Raw genomic sequence first — 17374 nt, 5'->3', positions numbered from 1 at the left:
CTCAACCGGCCGAAGCCCGCCCAGTCCGGACCGGCGGAGACCCCTTCCCTCGGCTCAGCCGAGGGAAGGGGTCCTTCACGCGGCTCAGCCGAGGAAACTCGACCTTCACACCTTCCCCAGTACATGAAGGCCCCCTTCCTTGCGCTAGGCGCAAGGAAGGGGGCCATCACGTACAACGCCGCAGGTGACGCGTAAGTGCTTAAAAGCGGGCGCGTTCTAACGACCCAAAACACTCACGACACACTACGGTGTGGCCCATGAAACGTCGGTTGCCTCTGTCAGCGGTCACGCGGCTCGCTGTCGCCGTGATCATCGGAGCGGTGATCGGCACGCTCGTCGGTATGGTGACGCGCGGATCGATGGGCTTCCTGGCGGGAATCGCCGTCGCGGCGGCGGCCTTCGTCGTCGCGGGCTGGACGGTGCTGTGGCCACTGGACGCCGCCACCACCCGGCGGAATGCCCGCCGTGAGGATTTTCGCCCCGTTACCGAAGAACTCTTCATCGTCGCGGCGGCCCTCAGCGGGCTGGTGAGTGTGGTGGGACTGCTGGTCTTCGGGGATTCCGGCAGCGGGGACGCGACAGCGGCGACCGCCTTGGGTGGCGTGTTCATGTCCTGGGCGGAACTTCACTTGATGTACGCCACCCGCTACGCGCACCTCTACTACTCGACACCCACCGGCGGAATCGACTTCAATTCGGACGATCCCCCGTCCTATCGGGACTTCCTTTACTTCAGCTACAACCTCGGCATGACCTATCAGGTGTCCGACACCGCCGTCTCGAGTTCGACGATCCGCGCGGTCGTATTGAGACACACCCTGCTGTCCTACCTGTTCGGCACCGTCATCCTGGCCACCACGATCAACCTGGTGGCCGGGGTCGTCACCGGCTGAACAACGGGCGTTCGGGTCCATAATGGACTTCAGACGCCGGAAGTCGGCACCGCCGTCTCACCAGTTCGGCCTTCGTCGATCTGTTCGCGAAGGATGTCGCCGTGTCCCGCGTGCCGTGCGAATTCTTCGATCATCGCGAGCAAGGTCCATCGCATGCTGACCGTTCCTTCACCGGGGATGTCCAAGGTGTCGTCGAGGTCGAAGCGGGCGGCGATCTCCCGTGATCGCCGGCTCGCGCGTTCGTATTCGGCGATCACGTCGGCCAAGGACTCGTCGTCCGTGACGGTGAAGGTGCCCAAGTCCCGGGCCGAGTATCCGTCGCATTCGGATTCGTCGAGGCAGGCCCAGAATCGCTGGAACCAGATCCGCTCGGCACCCGCGGCATGCTTGAGCAACGAAATCGGTGTCGTCAGTGACGCGACAAGCCGACGGCGAGCGTCGGTTTCGGAGAGGCCGCGTGCGGTCTCGATCAGGGCTTCGCGGTTGCGATCGAGCATGTTCTCCAGGATCACTCGTTCGCTGCCGTCGGTAATTCTCTTGGTACTCATGGGTTTTGCTCCGTTCTTTGGCGTGACTGAGGAACCCGGCGACAGGGCGGGGTTCGAGAACAGGGGTGCCGCTTTGATGGGCGGGGAGAGGGGACGGCGCGGGCAGAACCGAACACCGCGGCCGAGATCAGGCGCCGGAAAGATCCGGTGAAAGCGCCGACGTCGACATCCTATGGCGTCCTCATGGGCGGGGTCAACGCGGCGGTCGCCGGAGTCGGTGCGGACCCGACCACCCGCGGGACGCCCGCGACACCGTGGTGAAGCCACGGTGACACCGGCAGGCCACACCCTTCCCCTGAACGTGGCGACAGACGCCACGCGTTTCGAGGGGAGGACCATGACCAGCGCTCCATCACGATCGGCGATCTCGGTGACCGGGCTGCGCAAGTCGTTCGGCGGCAAGGTGGTGCTCGACGGCATCGACCTGGAGGTCGAGGCGGGCACGACGTTTTCGCTGCTGGGCCCGAACGGCGCGGGCAAGACCACCGCGGTGCGGATCCTGTCCACCTTGATCGGATCCGACGGCGGCCGGGCACGGATCGCCGGGCACGACCTGGCCAAGGAGCCCGGCGCGGTCCGCCGCGCGATCGGGGTCACCGGCCAGTTCTCGGCCGTCGACGATCTGCTCACCGGCGAAGAGAACCTCGTCCTCATGGCCGATCTGCACCATCTCGGCCGCGCCGAGGGTAAGGAGCGGGTCTCGGAACTGCTCGGCCGTTTCGAACTCGTCGAGGCGGCGGGCCGTCAGGCTTCGACCTATTCCGGCGGGATGCGGCGCAGGCTGGACCTGGCGATGACCTTGGTCGGCGCCCCTCGGGTGATCTTCCTCGACGAGCCGACCACGGGGCTGGATCCACGCAGCCGCCACACGATGTGGCAGACCATCCGCGACCTGGTCGCCGACGGCGTCACGATCTTCCTGACCACGCAATATCTGGACGAGGCCGACGAACTGGCCGACCGGGTCGCCGTCCTCGACCACGGCAAGCTGGTCGCGGAGGGCACTCCGGAGGAACTCAAACGCGGCATCCCCGGTGGCCAGGTGCGTCTCCGCTTCGGCGACGTGGCGAGTCTCGACGCGGCGGCGCGCGCCCTCGACGGCGGAACCCGGGACGACGAGGCCCTCACTCTGCGGATCCCCGGCGACGGTGGCGTCCCGGCGTTGCGGGCCCTGCTGGGCCGCCTGGAGCGGGCGGGGATCGAGGTCGAGGAGTTGTCCGTGCACACGCCGGACCTCGACGACGTCTTCTTCGCCTTGACCGGCCACCCCACCGGTACGAAGGAGACGGCACGATGACCGACGCGGTGATCATGCTGCGGCGCAACGCCAAGCACACCCTGCGCAACCCCGGCACGATGATCATGACCATCGGGCTTCCCGTGGTACTCCTGCTGCTGTTCGTCGGCGTCTTCGGCGGCGCGCTGAACGCCGGGCTGGGTGCCGCTCCACGCGGCGACGGCTACATCGACTATCTCGTGGCCGGGATCCTCTTGATGACCGTGGGCTACGGGGCCACCACCACGGCCATGGCCGTCAACCGGGACATGACCGAAGGCATCATCAACCGATTCCGCACGATGGGGATCTCCCGCGCGGCCGTCCTGACCGGGCATGTGGCCGGATCGTCGGCACGCACGCTGATCAGCGCGGGCCTGGTCATCGGTGTCGCGCTGCTGCTGGGTTTCCGTCCCACCGGCGACCCTGTCCGGTGGCTGGCCGTCATCGGCCTGCTGGCGCTGCTCGTCCTCGCGCTCACGTGGATCGCCGTCGCGATCGGCCTGCTCGCCAAAACGGCCGAGGGCACGAGTCCCTTCGTCTTCGTCGTCCAGTTGCTGCCGTTCCTCAGCAGCGCGTTCGTCTCGCCGGAGTCGATGTCCGCGCCGGTGCGCTGGTTCTCCACCCACGAGCCGTTCACGCCGATCATCGACACGTTGCGAGGACTGCTTTTGGACACACCCGTCGGAAACAGCGGGATCATCGCCGTCGCCTGGTGTATCGGCCTCGCGCTGGCCGGCTATCTGTGGGCGCGGGCGCTGTTCAGGCGGGATCCGAGCCAGTGAGCTGATCTCGCGAGTCCAGCACCGCGGTGACAGCCGCCCGGAGGCCGTCATGATCGAGGGCGGCGTACGACGACACCGCGTCGTCGTACGCCCGCCTGTCGGCTTCCTGAGCGATTTTCGTGATCCGTGCCGGGGACATGGTCGGCTGGAATTCGCGCAGCAGCCCGAAACGTCCGGCCAGCGCGATCATCCGCACACCTTCCGCGGTGGCGCCACGGCCGAGATCCGCCACCGCCAGCGCCACCAGGAGCGAGCCGCACACCGGAAACTCCGCGACCGACGCCGTGCCGGCCATCGCGGCCAGAATTCCCGGCAGCGGGGCGATGATCTCCCGGACCTGATCGAGCCGGTCATGATGCGCGTGGGTGACGACGGCGACGGCTTCGACCTCATACGGCCACAGCCCGGACAGGTCACCGCCGGGGTTCTTCAGTCGTTCGGCGGCCTGCCGCCACAAGCGCAGGCCGCCCTCGACCTCGCCCCGGCCGAGCAGGATCTCGGCGCGGGCGCAGAGCTCGAACAGCACCGGGCCCGAGTCGTCCGCGAGACCCCGCACTGCTTCCTCCAGCCCCAGTTCCGCCTCGTCGAACGCGCCGCGCTGCAGGTTTGCCAGCACCAGCGCCCACCGTCCCCTGGCCGCGATCGACCAGCCGAGCCGCTCGGCGAGTACCAGCGCCGCGCTCAGGTGCCGGAAGGCCGCTTCGCCCGGGTCGACCTGCAGGCACAGCTCGCCGACCCGGCCGTGGGCCACCGCCGAGAGCATCGGTATCCCGCCGTCCTCGACGCGCGTGAGCATGCGCCTGGCCGCCCGCACCGCGTTGTCCAGGTCGTTGCCGTTCTCCCAGAAGTAGCTGAGCACGTAGTCGGCGATGGCGGCGGGCAGCGGTTCGTCGCTTGCAGACAGTTCACGCAATGCGGTGACGTCCGGCGCGCGCAACGCGAGGTGGGCGGCGCGGATCACGGTGTCCGGCGGAGCCGTCGGCAAACGTCGCAACGTGACCAGTGCACGCAGCGGACTCAGCCCCGGCATCACGAACGCGATCATCGCGCCCAGCACTGCCGCCGTCCGGACGGCCTCGACGAGGGCGGGTTCGGGCCGGGTATGGGACAACACCCACGCGGTGTCCCTCGCCAGCGGCGCCAGGCGGGTGAAGTTGGACTCGCTAACCCACAGACCACCCAGCAGGGCCGTGGTCACCGCGACCGCGGCGCCGTCCTCCCGGTCGAGTCCGTACCGCAGGGCCTGGTGGAGGTTGTCCTGCTCGGCGCGGATCGCGTCCACGGCGAGCGAACCGTCGAGGAAATCCTCCTGCCCCCACCGTGCTCCGAAGTCGAGGGCCCACCGAAGGAAACGGCCGACGACGGCGCCCGTCGCGCCTGCCTCCTCCCGGCGTGCCGTGCTGAACTCGCGGACGGTCTCCAGCATCCGGAAGCGCGTACCTCCGTCGCTTTCGGTCACCTTCACCAAAGACTGTTCGGCCAAGTGCTCCAGCACGGCGTTATCACCGAGCAGGTGACACGCGGCGGCCGCGGTGAAGCCGCCGGGGAACACCGAAAGCACGCGCATCGCGTCTTGCCCGGCAGGGTCAAGAAGGTGCCAGCTCCAGTCGATGACGGCGTGCAGCGTGCGATGTCTCTCGGGCGAGTCGCGCGTTCCGCCCCGGAGCAAGGCGAACCGGTCGTCGAGGCGACCGGCGATCTCGGCGACTGACATCACCCGTGTCCGCGCGGCGGCCAGCTCGACGGCGAGCGGCAACCCGTCCAGCTGTCCGCACAGGTCTCCGACCGCTTCCACCGGGAGTTCGACGTCCGGCCGGATGGCACGCGCACGCCGCCCGAACAGCTCCACCATCGTCGGCAGGTCGAGTTCGGGCAACGGGTACACCGATTCCGAGGACAACCCGAGCGGCGCGCGGCTGGTGGCGAGCACCCGCAGATCTTTACTCAGGGACACCAGGGTCTGCGCCAGTCCGGCGGCCCCGACGACGACGTGCTCGCAGTTGTCGAGCACCAGCAGGGCCGGGCCGGGTCCGAGGACCTCGACGATCCCGCCGAAGACGTCCGCCCGGACGGCGAGCCTGCCCGCCTGGCCGGGCCCCGCCTCCCGCACGCCGAGAGCGGACGCGACTTCGCCTGCCACCTCGTCGTCGGCGGCGACACCGGCCAGGCCCACGAAGTGCACGACTCGCTGTTCGGCCTCACGAGCGACCGCGTGCGCGAGGCGCGTCTTGCCCAGCCCGCCGGCGCCGACGATCGAGGTCACCCGGGACAGCCGGACCAGATCGGTCACCGCGGCGATGTCCTTGTCCCGGCCGAGCAGGGCGTTGGGCTCCTGCCGCACCCCGCACCTGACGGCCGGGGCGTCGCTGCGCAGCAGCTCGCGGTAAACGTCCCGCACGGCGGGTCCCGGGTCGCTGCCCAGTTCCTCGCGCAGCGCCCGCCGGTAGGCTTCATACCGGGCAAGCGCGGTGGCAGGTCCGATGGTGGAAGCCTCGCAGCGCAACAGTTCCACGAGGATTTCCTCGTCCCGCGGGTACGCGAGTGCCAGCGCTCCGAGCGCCTCGGCGCCCTCGACCGACCGGCCCACCCGGGCCAGCGCCAAGGCCCGGGCACGTACCAGCGAGCGGTACGTCGACACCCGCGCCGCTCGCAACGCGGACACCGGGTCGTCCGGCGCGTTCTCCCACTCTTCAGCTCCCACGCACAACGCGAGGCCTTCTTCGGCGCGGATGAGGGCCAGCTGGTGGTCGCCAACGCGAGCACGGTTTTCGCTCGCGGAGGCGCTCAGCACTACGGCGGAGGCGTCGACCTGACTCTCCCCCAACGCGAGCCGGTAACCCGTGGAGGTGCTGAGAATGACGTCGGCGCCGAGCCGTGCGCGCAGACGGGACACCACGAGCTGGAGTGCCTTCGTGGGATGCGCGGGCCGGTCGGCCGGCCACAGCGCGTCCACGAGCCTGCCCGTGCTACAGCCCGCGCGGAGTTCGCCCGCCAAGAGCGCCAGCAGGCCGCGGGGCCTGGAACCGGCGATCTCCACGTCGCGGTAGGCCACCCGCGACAACAGCGCCAGCTCGATGGTCACCTTCGTCAGGGTAGCCGGACCGGCGCGGCGCCACCCGAAGCCGGCGTGCGTTTCAGCGACTCCCCGGGGCCGGGTCCGGCCACCCCGCGGATAGCCTCGGCGACAACGCGGAAATCCTTGCGCAGGATGTTGCCGTGGTTGCTGGAGACCTTCGCGTGAATTGTGACGTTCGGCTGCCCGGTCCACGCCCCTTACCGCGAGCCCGCATGTCGTAGGTGAGATGCCGCCACTCGGGCCCGAGTTCGGTGATCACCCGCCGGTGTCGGTCACGGCAAGAGCCTAGTCGTCAACCGAAACCCATCTTGCCGTGGTCGAGGACGTAGTGTTCCTCGTCATCCCTTTTTCCTGACCGATTCCTGATAGACGTCCGCGTAGGTGCGTGAATCCCCGATGAGGTCGTCGCAGAAGGCGGCGACGTCGTCGCCGATGAGTTTCAGGGCGCCCTTGCCCGCCGCGACGCCCTCCTCGAAGAAATCGACGATCCCCGGAAGCAGCGGCCCGTCGGTCAAGTCGATCGGCCCCACCTTGAAGAGGTACTTCTGAATCTCCTCGTAGACGATCTGGTAGTCCGGTGGCAGTGCCTTGACCCTCGCCGTATGCGCCCGCCACTGCTTCTTGCCCTCGATGATGTCTTGGATACCCACGTCAGCCTCCCAGCTGGTTCAGTTTCCTGGCGACGTTCCCGTTCAATTGACGGCGCCAGCGGTCGCGATAGCTCCGGCTCTGTTCCCCTCCGGCCAGCGCCGCGCAGAAGCCCTCGACGTCGTCACCCAGTACTTCGTCGATGCCCTGCCCGTCGGCCGCAGTTTCTTCGAGCAGCCCCAGAGCGCCGTCGAGGATCGGCATCAGGTTCCGCCCGGTGAAGTCCGCGTAGGGAGAAAGGTGTCCCTTGATTTCTTCCCACGCCGCCCGGTAATCGGCGGGCAATGCCTCGGCCCGGACTTCGAACGCTTTCGCTTCCCTGGTGAGATCGCTACCTGTGATGGTCTCCCAGAAGTTCATTTCCCGCCCTCCTTGAGCTTGTCGATCCGTGCTGTGATGTATTCCCATTTCGCCCAGAACGTCGCCAGTTCCTGGCGCCCCGCGTCGTTGAGCGCATAGAACTTGCGCGGCGGCCCTTGCCCGGACGGTCGTTTCGTCACCTGGACGAGCCCGTTCTTCTCCAGTCGCAGCAGGATGGTGTAAACCGTTCCCTCGACGACGTCGCCGAAACCGAGTTCGTTCAGGCGGCGCGTGATGGCATACCCGTAGGTCTCCTCGCCGCCGATGATCTCCAGCACGCAGCCCTCGAGTGTGCCCTTCAGCATCTCCGTCAGGTCGTCCATCGTGATCCTCTTCAGTCTCCGGTACTCGATGACACCGAGTACCAGTACAACGTATCACTAGGTAGTGGACCCCGTCCAGCCGCCTTCACAACATGACCAAGGGGGATTGGCCTACCAAGCCGCCGGTTATCAGAAGCGCACGAGCTTGTCTATGAAGGATTTGGGACACTCAACGTCCCAAATCCTTCATAGACGCGGACACCGACCCTCACTACCTCAAGAGTAGTTACCGATATTCGCTCCTTTGGCCGTATGTCCGGACACAGCCGCACTGCAAGAATCAATCCCGATCGCTTGCGTGGGGCTCTACCGGTGATTCCACCGACGGGAAAGGGAACAAAGTGGCCACAGTTTCCGGCGTGCGTAACGATACTAAGATCGCCACCGATATCGGAAACGATCTACACCGACTGGTCCAAGAAGCTTTTTGCGAAGGCCACCTGTCGGATAATTACCAACTCATCATCGAGGCCGAGGTGGACAACCCACTCGGCGGAATGCTCCGGGCGGATCTCGTCGCGATCAAAGACGAGCGAGAGGACGACGGCGTCGGCGACTTGTGGATTTATGTCGGAGAGATTAAATCCGAGTCCGATGAATATTATGCGCCCGGCAAGGCTTACCGCCAGCTCGATACCTACCTCAACGCTTATAAGAGAAAGTACCCCCACGCGTACGTCGGCAAGTTGACATCCTGGAACAGTGATGTCGACGGCTATCCGCTCGTCGGAAATGGCTACGACTGCACTGTCTTCATCGCCAACGCGAGCGACGGCCTCTACCGGTACAGCGGGCGATCCACAGTCGACGGGGAGTCGAAGAAGAGCAAGCGCATCGAAAAAGAGGGATTCCACAAACTGCCGTTCAACGAGCAGCCCAACTACCAGGTCGGTAGCTGACACCCGCGCGGCCGGGCCGGTCGCTGTGACCGACCGGCCGCGACAACCACGCTATCTCCACGCCGGGCCTGGAATCGGCCGGGTCAGGCTCGGGGGTGGCCCTCGTCCCAGTTCGGTCGCCCCGCCCGCAACGTCCCGATGTGGTGGGAACGGTCGATCAAGTGCGCGATATCCGCGTAGGGATCGGCGTCGAGCAACAGCGCGTCGGCAACGGATCCGACGGTGATCGTCCCCGGAGCCGTCGCCTGCTTACCGATCTTCTGGGCCGCGTGCCGGGTACCGGCCGCCAAGACCGCGGGCAGTGGCAGGCCCGCTTTTGCCAGCAACAGCAGTTCTCGCAGCAGGGCGACGGGTGGCGAGGGCATCAACATGGCCACGTCGCTCCCCGCGGTGATCTTCACTCCCACGTCGTGCATCAGTGCCAGCGTGCGCATCGCATAGTCGAAACGGACGTGGGAGTCCCGCGCCGAATGCCGGGGGAACTCGCGCCCGTAGATCGGGCGGCCGGTGATCTGCGGGATGTCGTCGTGCGTGGCGAAACCATCGTCGACCAATTGCCGCAAATAGCCGGCCTCGCCGTTGTGCGCGATCTGCTCCCAGGTGACCAGCGTGGGACAGTAATAGGTGTTCGTCTCCGCCAGTAGCGCGGCGACGTCGCGAGCCTCCGCGGTACTGCCGGGGTCCTGCGGCCGGAAAGCGTGTTCGATGCCGTCCGCGCCGGAGGCCACCGCCTCCTCCACATCGATGCGTTCGTGGACATGCACGAGTACCTTCTTGCCCTTCTCGTGCGCGGCCGCGACGATGGCTTTGAGGGCGTCGAGGGACAGCTTGTCCGGAGCGCCGGGCTCGCCGTCGTAGATGCACTTGATGAAGTCGACCTGATCAGCCAATTCCAGTACTTGGCGATAGGCGACGTCGGGATTGTCGGTCTGATAGGCGATGGGGGCCCGCGCCGGATCGTCCAGAACCGGCCAGCCCTTCACCCCGGTGAACACCGGCCCGGCGAAGAACAACTCGGCAGCGGCGTCGGTGGCCTTGCCGCGGTAGTCGCGGGCGGCGAGCTCGACCTCCAGCGGGCCGCCGAGGTCGACGACGTTGGTCACCCCGACATCCAGGAAGTCGGTGAGCAGCTGGGAGACGTACTTCGTCCGCTCGTTCTCGGGCTTGGCGTAGGCGTGCCCGCCCAGATGGGTGTGGCTCTCCCACAGACCCGGCACCAGGTAGCCACCCCGCGCGTTGAATACGGCACCGTCGCCGGTCGACGGCGGCGCGTCGGCAGCCGGCCGGATGGCACTGAACCGTCCATCGGTCACCACCACTTCGGCATCGGCGATCGGGGCCGTCTCCAGCCCGTCGATGACGGTCACGTTGCGAATGATCACGTATCTCTCCCTCTTGGCGGGCAACTACATAGGCTCCTATGCATCCGACCATATAGGAGCCTATGTAATCGGTCAATAGGCTCCTATATACTTCGCGGCGTGACGCTCCCGAGGTTCGACACCGCACCCGCCGCGTGGATCAACATCGCCTCGCGTGCGTTGTCCCGGATCAACGACCAGCGACTACGACCGCTGGGGCTGACTTTCGCGCAGATGCCCGTGCTGGCGGCGCTGAGCAAGGCCGACGGCCTCTCCCAGAAGGAATTGGCGGTGCTGGCGAGGGTCGAGCAGCCGTCTATGGCCCAGCTGCTGGCCAGGATGGACCGCGACGGCCTCATCCGGCGCTCCCCCGCCGAGCATGATCGACGGGTCAGCCTGATCTCGCTGACCGAGAACGGCCGGGCAAAGCTCACCCAGGTGCACTCGGCGTTGTTCGAGACCAACGATCAGGCGTTGCGAGGCTTCAGCGCCGACGAAGTCGCTCTCTTTGTGGACCTGTTGAGAAGGCTCCTCGCCAATCTCGACGAGAATCCGGCCGACTGTGCGCCGGATGCCGCAGCGGCTGGTCCCGCCTTCACCGAGGAACACCGGTTGTGACAACTGCGAGGTGTCGGCCCGCGTACGTGGCATCAGCCGGTAAATGAGCGGTAACGTGCGCAAGTGACTGACGTGATCATCGGTGGAGGTGCCCGACCTCTACGAACTGTCGCTCGACGAGAGCACAGCGAAGGTCGAGGCCATCGTCTCGGGCTCGTCTGAGCCGCCGGTGGTTGCTCGCGATGCCGGACGCGGACGGACGGCTTCGGCTGGCCCCGGACGATGCCAGGGCGAAGCTCTACGGCGACGTCGGCGAACCGGCGGCCACGCGTGCGGTGGAGTTGCTGCGTCCGGAACCTCCGTCGATCTTCGGCGCCACACCCACTCACGTGAGCTGGCGGGACACCCCGTCGATCTATCTCCGCGGGCGGCGAGACCGGACCATCGCGACCCCGCTTCCGGACCGCTTCGCCGGGCGCTGCTCTCGCACGGAAACATGGGACACCAGCCACTCGCCCTACCTGAGCCACCCGGCCGCCGTGGCCGATCTGATCCAGCGTGCGGGCGACGGCAGCTGAGATCTCGCGTGCGCTGACCGCCCCGCCCGGAAACCGTCTCAAGACTGTGGCAGGACTCCACGCCGGAAGGGCTCGACTCCGTCGATGTGGCGAACGCGGATCAGCTCGACAAGAACCTTGACCCGCCGCTCGCCGGGGATCCGCCATTCGAAACGGTCGGTTCCGACGTATTTCTTCGCCAACCGGTCCATACAGTGGTCTGCCTCATCACCTTCGATGAACTCGACGACCCGGCCATGGACCACGACTCGGTCGTAGGGATTGTCACTGTCCAAGCAGGACAGTGACACGCGAGGATCGCGGCGCAGGTTTTCTTCCTTCACGCGGCCGACGGCGGTGTTGAACACGATGTGGTCGCCTTCGACGTCGATCCACATGGGCGACACTTGAGGCGAGCCATCCAGGTTCACCGTTGCCAGGTGCCAGAAGTTCGGCGCCGCGATCCAGCCGCGGATCTGCTCACTCAACCCGGCCACGTAATCCTCCAACGAAGTCGTATCCTTGAATGTCACCAGCCGCCGCGTCACGCCCCGCGTGGCCGCGTGAAGTCCAGCTCGTAGCTCGTGGTGGGGCCGTTTTCGGCCGCCACTACGAGCTGGTACTGCTTGGCCGGGGCCGAAAGGCGGCGCACCGTGATGGTCACCCCCTCCGCGCGGATCACCGCCATGTCGTGGTGCGCCTGCACATGAGTCACACCGGAAGACACCGGGACCGGGCTCGCCGGCACGTCGAAGCCGACTTCGTAGACGGTTGCCACCCCGTCGCCGACCGAGACGGTGAGACCGACGCGGCCCCGGTCATCCGGCTGCCGCAGGCTGAGCCGGACGGCTCCGTCCTCGATGCTGACGTTGTCCGCCGTCTCGACGCCGTGTGCCGCGCGTTCCAGCGCGGCCAGGACCTCGCGCGGGGTGCCCAGCAGGCCGGAATTCCGTTCCAGGAAAGCCATTTCGCGCTGCGACACGTTACGGGAGACGATATTGCCGTCGACCTTGAGCAGGAAGACGGAGCCGAGCTGGACACACGCGTTCTGTTCCTGGCCGAGAGCGGCGATCAGCTTCGCCACCCCGTCCAGTTCGGCGGAGTTGATTTCCGCCTGAGGCTTGTGCAGCACCTGCAGTTCGATTGCCCGTTCCAGCCGCGTCATGGTGTCGGCCATCTGCTCGGAAGTCAGTGCTTTCTTGGTGCGGCCCAGCATCAAGCGAAACCACGAGCCGATCACCGGCCCCCTGACTTCCGCCACGACGATTTCGTTGGCGACCAGCACCTCCAGTACCGCCGATTCGACCTCGGCCGCGGCCGTGCCGGATTCCAGATAGATCGACACCGGCACCGCGTGAACCACGCGCGGTACAGCGGGCACCACGTGCTGTATCAGATGCCGGTACCCTTCCCTGGCGCGTGCGTCCCCGTTGTCCAGTTCGATGAGAGCCGCCTGATCGGCACCGCCCGACGGACCCGGCAGAGAACTCCTGACCATTTCTTTCACTAACCGTTCAACAGTCGATCGATCGGCACGCGAGTCACTGTCCGACAGGAGTACTGGTATCGCCCCTAACGTTCTGGCCAGAATCGTGCCGAACACGTCGAGTTCAGCCTGATCGCTCCTCTTCCCCCGCAGCGCGACAACGCGCAGGATCCTGTCGGCTGCCGATTGCCATACCTTGTCGACCGCCGAGCCGACTGACGGGTCGTCTTGCGCGTCGGATGCCATCAGCAGGTTCGCCACTCCGCCCTCGATCAGGGCTTCGAAACAGGCGTGCACCGCCGCGGCAGCCTTTTCTTCCCGCGAACTTTGGCCGGAAGCCGCATTCACGATAGCGTGCGCCAAATCGTCGCCGACAACCTCAAGGACGGCCGCGTACAAGGACTGTTTGTCCCCGAAATGCCGATATAAAGCGGGCTTGGTGATACCGGCGGCCTCGGAGATTTCGCCCATCGACGCAGCGCTATAGCCCACTTGGGTGAACACTTGACGGGCAGCGGCGACAATCTGCGCCAGTCCGCTGCTCCCGGGAAGCCGCGACCTCCGAATCCGGCTCTCCGTGTCTGCCTGTTCATGCGATGCCATCCCGTCATTCTGCCGCAAGTCACCCGCCTTGACCCCGTCCGGCGGGAAATCGTCGAGGCCGCCGAGCCCGCGACGGGTCTTCCCGGCAGGCCCAGCGCTCCCCGCCTGCTTCCCTCGGCCGCACCTCGCGCTCGGATCGTCCAAATCGGACGATTGCCGCGACCGCAAAGTGCCGTGTGGTGGCCGGAGCCCGCGGTCGTAGGCCAGAATCGGCGGTGTGCAGTTCGCCATTCTCGGGCCCGTCGAAGCCCGCCGTCCCGGCGGGAGCCTGGTCGCTCTCGGCGGTCCCCAGTTGCGCGGGTTGCTCGCGCTCCTTGCCCTCGACGCGGGGCGAGTGGTCAGCGCCGAGCGCCTGATCGACGGCCTGCACGGTGACCACCCGCCCGAAGGCGCCGCGGAGGTGTATGTCGTCGACCGCGCCCTGCCGCTGTTGCCCGCGTACGAGCCCGTCGCACTCAGCAAGCGCGCCCGGCGAGGACGCGCTCCGCGCACGTATCCCCCACCTGGCGCGACGCGACGTCAGCCTCGTCGTCGTGTCCGGGGACCTGATCGAGGGAACCACCACCGCACCCTGCTCGACCGGGCCGAACCCGGCACGGTCGAGGCACGCCGCCGCGCGGCGGGCAGGCTGCCCACCATCGACGAGTTCGCCACCGAGATCGTCATCGCCACCACCTCGCCGGTCCACAGTGGACATACCAGCTATGCCGGTGGGGAGGACCTCACACTGCCCACGTCCATGAAGGAATTGGGACGTTGAGTGTCCCGATTCCTTCATGGACAAGCCCGGGACCACCTGCGGGGTTGCGAAGGGCTACGGCCTGAAGAACTCGGCGAGAGTGCGGGCGATCCGGTCCGGGGCGTTCTCGGTGGGGATGTGACGTGCTTCCGGGATCCGGATGAGCGTGGTTCGCGGGATCTCCGAGGCGAACTTCTCAGCGTACTCCACCTTCTCGAAACGGTCGTCCTCGCCCCAGATCAGCAGTTTGGGTGTCGCGGACCGCCGCAGGAGGGGAACGAGGTCAAGGGTGTAGCGGCTGTCGGCGGCACCCGCCATGGCCAGCCAGGAACGACGGCCTCGCGGATCGGTCCACGGATCGAGATAGTCGGCGATCCGCTGCTCCGTGGCGGCGCCGGCCAGGTCCGTCGTCACCGCTTGCCGCCGGGCGGCGAGAAAGTCGTCGGCGGTGGGCGCCGGGTCCAAGAGCCTGGCCACGTGGGGCGACGGCCAGGAGTCGTATGCGACCGAGTTGACCAAGGCCAGGCGGCGCACTTCCAGCCGATCGTGAGCGACGAGATGCTGGGCGACAGCGCCGCCGATGTCATGACCCGCCACGGCGATCGGTCCGGAGATCTTCAGCGCGGCCGCGAATCGCGTCGTCCAGTCCGCGAGGGCCGGGACCGTGGCCGTTTCCCGGGTGAGTTCGCCGCCCGAGCGGCCCATACCTGGGAAATCGACGGCGACAGGACGCAGCCCCGCCGCCGCCATGCGGCCCAGGACCGGAAGCCACACCCGGCTCCAATATGTCCCGTGCAGCAGCAACACGACCGGCCCGTCCTGCTTGACGGTGAGATAGCTGGCCATTTCACCGTCGACCAGGACCGCGGTCCTCAGAACGCCCGTGGTTTCACTCATGAGACCACTGTGCCGGGGCTCCCCCTCCCCGCCGAGAGTCCGAAAAGACAGTGATCGACACATTCCTGCCACGAGCCGCAGCAGGCACGGACGGTGGACGGCGCCCGAGCGCGGATCGTTGCCGCGCCAGGTGACGATAGAGTACTGTCGCATCCAGATGACATGAACATCTGATATGAACATCTGAAGTGAAGGTGGCCTGAAATCCGCGTACTTTTCACCAGCCTCGCATCGGCAGGCCACACCTATCCGCTGATCCCGCTCGCGATCGCCGCCAGGAACGCCGGTCACGAGGTGCACTTCGCCACAGGCGAGAGCGTCCACGCTCCCCTGCTCAGGAACGGGCTCCGGCCCTTTCGTCCCGCGGACTCGTTCTACGAGATCTACGCCGAGGATCTCGAACCGGACCTGGCGCGGCTACGGCCCGACCTCGTCGTGCACGAATGGGGGCAACCGGGAACGGCCATCGCCGCGGAACGCGCCGGGATTCCCGGCCTCTGGCATGGGTTCGGCCGCATGTTCCCCGACGGAATCGGACTCCAGCCAATCACACCGGCCGCCGGTGCCCCTGCCAGGCCACATCTCGACATCTGCCCGCCGTCCTTACAGGACAAGGACTTCCTCGCGTCAGCCGAACGCGTCGAACTGCGGCCTGTCCCCTATTCCGAACCGTCACCGTGGCGCGCCGAGAAGACTTCGCGACCGCTGATCTATCTGACCCTCGGCACCGCGTTCGGCACGCCGGAACTACTCACCATGGCCATTCTGGGCTTGGCCACGCTCGACGCACAGGTGGTGGTCGCCTCCGGACGGATCCACCCGGAACAACTCGGCGCCGTGCCGGACAACGTCACGGTCCGGGCGTGGGTGTCGCAAGCGGATCTGTTGCCACACGTCGACGCGGTCGTACACCACGGCGGAAGCGGCACGACCCTCGGCGCGCTCTCCGTCGGCGCCCCGCAGTTGATTCTCCCGCAGGGAGCCGACCAATTCGCCAACGCCGAAGCGCTGAGTGCCGCGGGCGCCGCGCTCAGCCTCCTCCCGGACGAGCTGAGCGCGGACGCCATCACCGAATACACGCGGAAACTGCTGCCACACCACGGAAACACCGAGCACCGCGACGCGGCACGCGTGATCGCCGAAGAGATCTCCCGCATGCCATCCCCTGACGAGGTCGCCGGCGACCTGTGGAGATGGGCCCGGTTCCCGCCGGTCAGGGAATGAGCACGAGCTTGCCGGGTGCGTGCCCGGCGATGCCGACCTCGTGGGCCTTCGTGGCTTCGGCGAGCGGGAAGGTGGAGTCGACGATGACGCGCAGCGCCCCGGACCCGGCGCGCTCGACGAGGTCACCGCGGGCGGCGTCGCGGAGTTCGGCGCCCGCGTCCTCTCCCGGCCCGTAGCCGAGCAGTTTGATACCGGCCTCCGCGCGGCGCGGCGGCCCGGTGATCGACGCGATCCGGGTGCGATCGGCCACCAGCTCCAGCGAGACGTCGAGCGCCTCGCCGGTGCCGACGAGGTCGACCGCGGCGGTGACGCCTTGCGGCGCGGTGGCGCGCACCCGGTCCGCGAGCCCGGGGCCATAGACGACGGGGACGGCACCGAGCTCGCGCAACAGGGCGTGGTTGCGCTCGGACGCGGTGGCGATCACCGTCGCTCCCGAAGCGGTGGCCAGCTGTACGGCCATCAGGCCGACGCCGCCGGATCCGCCGTGGACGAGCACCGTGTCCCCGGCACCCACACCGGCGGCGTGCAGTGCGTGGACAGCGGTGGTGCCGGTCAGCATCAACGACCCTGCCTCGGCCCACCCGAGCCCGGCGGGCTTGATGAAGAGCGAGGTGGCCGGAACCGTGATGTAGTCGGCGTAAGCGGCCGTCACCGGATACACGATGACCTCATCCCCGACCCGCACATCGGTCACGTCCGGGCCGACCTCGGTGACGACGCCCGCGCACTCCAGCCCGATCGAGGGCATCGAGGCGGCGATCCCGGCGGCGTCCTTGTGGTCGTCGTCCACGTCGTGGAAAGCCCCGCTGTAGAGCTTCCAGTCGATCGGGTTGACCCCGGCGGCCCGGACCTCGACGACCACGCCGTCGGCGGCCGCCCGCGGTGCGGGGACTTCGGTCACGGCGAGTACATCGGGTGTGCCATAGGCGGTCGGGCGCACGATTCTGGGCATGACTGGGCTCCTGTCGTAGTGGGGGTTGGCTCTGTCGGCATTGCCCGGTGAGGGGCCGCGTCTGGCGCTGCCGAGAACTCCTGATAACCAGTATCGACCGGCCGGGGCTTGATTTCCAGTGCAATATCCGTAAGAACTAATTGCGTCTCACGCAAGAGTCGATCCTCGCTCCAGGTTGCGAAGCAGGCG

The 17374-nt window shown here is 67.1% G+C and carries 17 protein-coding genes and 1 pseudogene; 8 read left to right on the top strand and 10 right to left on the bottom strand.

From position 1 onward, the window contains the following. The first annotated feature begins 257 nt into the window (after positions 1-257). The gene (locus tag AB0M65_RS12925) at positions 258-893 is read left to right on the top strand and encodes a DUF1345 domain-containing protein (RefSeq protein WP_364025941.1); all 636 of its coding nucleotides are present in this window, start codon (positions 258-260) and stop codon (positions 891-893) included. A 29-nt stretch (positions 894-922) separates the two neighbouring features. Here AB0M65_RS12925 and AB0M65_RS12920 read toward each other — a convergent pair whose 3' ends face one another. Continuing rightward, on the bottom strand, positions 923-1441 hold the full coding sequence (locus AB0M65_RS12920; protein WP_364025938.1) for a DinB family protein: 519 nt from the start codon (positions 1439-1441) through the stop codon (positions 923-925). Positions 1442-1778: 337 nt separating this feature from the next. Between AB0M65_RS12920 and AB0M65_RS12915 the strand changes: the two genes are divergently transcribed. Next, complete coding sequence (locus AB0M65_RS12915; RefSeq protein ID WP_364025935.1) at positions 1779-2738, top strand: ATP-binding cassette domain-containing protein; 960 nt, start codon at positions 1779-1781, stop codon at positions 2736-2738. Beyond that, a complete protein-coding gene (locus AB0M65_RS12910) occupies positions 2735-3502 on the top strand; it encodes an ABC transporter permease (protein WP_364025932.1) in 768 nt (255 codons plus the stop codon). Before AB0M65_RS12915 ends, AB0M65_RS12910 begins: the two co-directional genes overlap by 4 nt. On the opposite strand, the gene AB0M65_RS12905 is transcribed toward AB0M65_RS12910, so the two are convergent. From AB0M65_RS12905 to AB0M65_RS12890, 4 genes are all read right to left on the bottom strand, one after another. Continuing rightward, positions 3480-6584 (bottom strand): BTAD domain-containing putative transcriptional regulator, encoded by a 3105-nt coding sequence (locus tag AB0M65_RS12905; RefSeq protein WP_364025929.1) that lies wholly within the window; start codon positions 6582-6584, stop codon positions 3480-3482. The two genes, AB0M65_RS12910 and AB0M65_RS12905, sit on opposite strands and share 23 nt — an antisense overlap. A gap of 332 nt (positions 6585-6916) precedes the next feature. Continuing rightward, positions 6917-7228 carry a DUF1048 domain-containing protein gene (locus AB0M65_RS12900; protein ID WP_364025926.1) on the bottom strand — a complete coding sequence of 104 codons (312 nt, stop codon included), beginning with the start codon at positions 7226-7228 and terminating at the stop codon, positions 6917-6919. A gap of 1 nt (position 7229) precedes the next feature. Continuing rightward, entirely contained in the window at positions 7230-7586 is a 357-nt protein-coding gene (locus tag AB0M65_RS12895) for a DUF1048 domain-containing protein (protein ID WP_364025923.1), read from the bottom strand. After that, the gene (locus AB0M65_RS12890; RefSeq protein WP_364025920.1) at positions 7583-7909 is read right to left on the bottom strand and encodes a PadR family transcriptional regulator; all 327 of its coding nucleotides are present in this window, start codon (positions 7907-7909) and stop codon (positions 7583-7585) included. The genes AB0M65_RS12895 and AB0M65_RS12890 overlap by 4 nt, the downstream gene beginning before the upstream one ends. A gap of 341 nt (positions 7910-8250) precedes the next feature. On the opposite strand from AB0M65_RS12890, the gene AB0M65_RS12885 reads away from it, so the two are divergent. Further along, a complete protein-coding gene (locus AB0M65_RS12885) occupies positions 8251-8808 on the top strand; it encodes a hypothetical protein (protein WP_364025917.1) in 558 nt (185 codons plus the stop codon). A gap of 83 nt (positions 8809-8891) precedes the next feature. Here the strand turns inward: AB0M65_RS12885 and AB0M65_RS12880 are convergent, their stop codons facing one another. Beyond that, positions 8892-10190, bottom strand: coding sequence for an amidohydrolase family protein (locus tag AB0M65_RS12880; protein WP_364025914.1), 1299 nt, complete (start codon positions 10188-10190; stop codon positions 8892-8894). A 99-nt stretch (positions 10191-10289) separates the two neighbouring features. On the opposite strand from AB0M65_RS12880, the gene AB0M65_RS12875 reads away from it, so the two are divergent. Continuing rightward, complete coding sequence (locus tag AB0M65_RS12875; RefSeq protein ID WP_364025911.1) at positions 10290-10787, top strand: MarR family transcriptional regulator; 498 nt, start codon at positions 10290-10292, stop codon at positions 10785-10787. 158 nt (positions 10788-10945) lie between these two features. Beyond that, positions 10946-11305 (top strand): hypothetical protein, encoded by a 360-nt coding sequence (locus AB0M65_RS12870; RefSeq protein ID WP_364025949.1) that lies wholly within the window; start codon positions 10946-10948, stop codon positions 11303-11305. Between the two features lie 38 nt (positions 11306-11343). Here the strand turns inward: AB0M65_RS12870 and AB0M65_RS12865 are convergent, their stop codons facing one another. Both AB0M65_RS12865 and AB0M65_RS12860 read right to left on the bottom strand, forming a co-directional pair. Continuing rightward, positions 11344-11781, bottom strand: coding sequence for a PPOX class F420-dependent oxidoreductase (locus tag AB0M65_RS12865; protein ID WP_364025946.1), 438 nt, complete (start codon positions 11779-11781; stop codon positions 11344-11346). A gap of 47 nt (positions 11782-11828) precedes the next feature. Continuing rightward, positions 11829-13373: a TetR/AcrR family transcriptional regulator gene (locus AB0M65_RS12860; protein ID WP_364025909.1), complete on the bottom strand. Its 1545-nt coding sequence runs from the start codon at positions 13371-13373 to the stop codon at positions 11829-11831. Positions 13374-13590: 217 nt separating this feature from the next. Here AB0M65_RS12860 and AB0M65_RS12855 point away from each other — a divergent pair. Further along, positions 13591-13773 (top strand): annotated as a pseudogene (locus AB0M65_RS12855) (hypothetical protein); the annotation flags it as partial. 414 nt (positions 13774-14187) lie between these two features. Here AB0M65_RS12855 and AB0M65_RS12850 read toward each other — a convergent pair. After that, positions 14188-15009, bottom strand: coding sequence for an alpha/beta hydrolase (locus AB0M65_RS12850; protein WP_364025906.1), 822 nt, complete (start codon positions 15007-15009; stop codon positions 14188-14190). Positions 15010-15213: 204 nt separating this feature from the next. Here AB0M65_RS12850 and AB0M65_RS12845 point away from each other — a divergent pair, with 204 nt between their 5' ends. Next, positions 15214-16233: a glycosyltransferase gene (locus tag AB0M65_RS12845; RefSeq protein WP_364025944.1), complete on the top strand. Its 1020-nt coding sequence runs from the start codon at positions 15214-15216 to the stop codon at positions 16231-16233. Here the strand turns inward: AB0M65_RS12845 and AB0M65_RS12840 are convergent. Next, positions 16223-17185 (bottom strand): NADP-dependent oxidoreductase, encoded by a 963-nt coding sequence (locus AB0M65_RS12840; RefSeq protein ID WP_364025903.1) that lies wholly within the window; start codon positions 17183-17185, stop codon positions 16223-16225. The two genes, AB0M65_RS12845 and AB0M65_RS12840, sit on opposite strands and share 11 nt — an antisense overlap. Between the last annotated feature and the right edge of the window lie 189 nt (positions 17186-17374).

Source organism: Amycolatopsis sp. NPDC051071 (assembly GCF_040682875.1).
GTDB lineage: Bacteria > Actinomycetota > Actinomycetes > Mycobacteriales > Pseudonocardiaceae > Amycolatopsis.
Note: the sequence above shows the minus strand (reverse complement) of the source record. Positions and strands in the feature narration are given on the sequence as shown.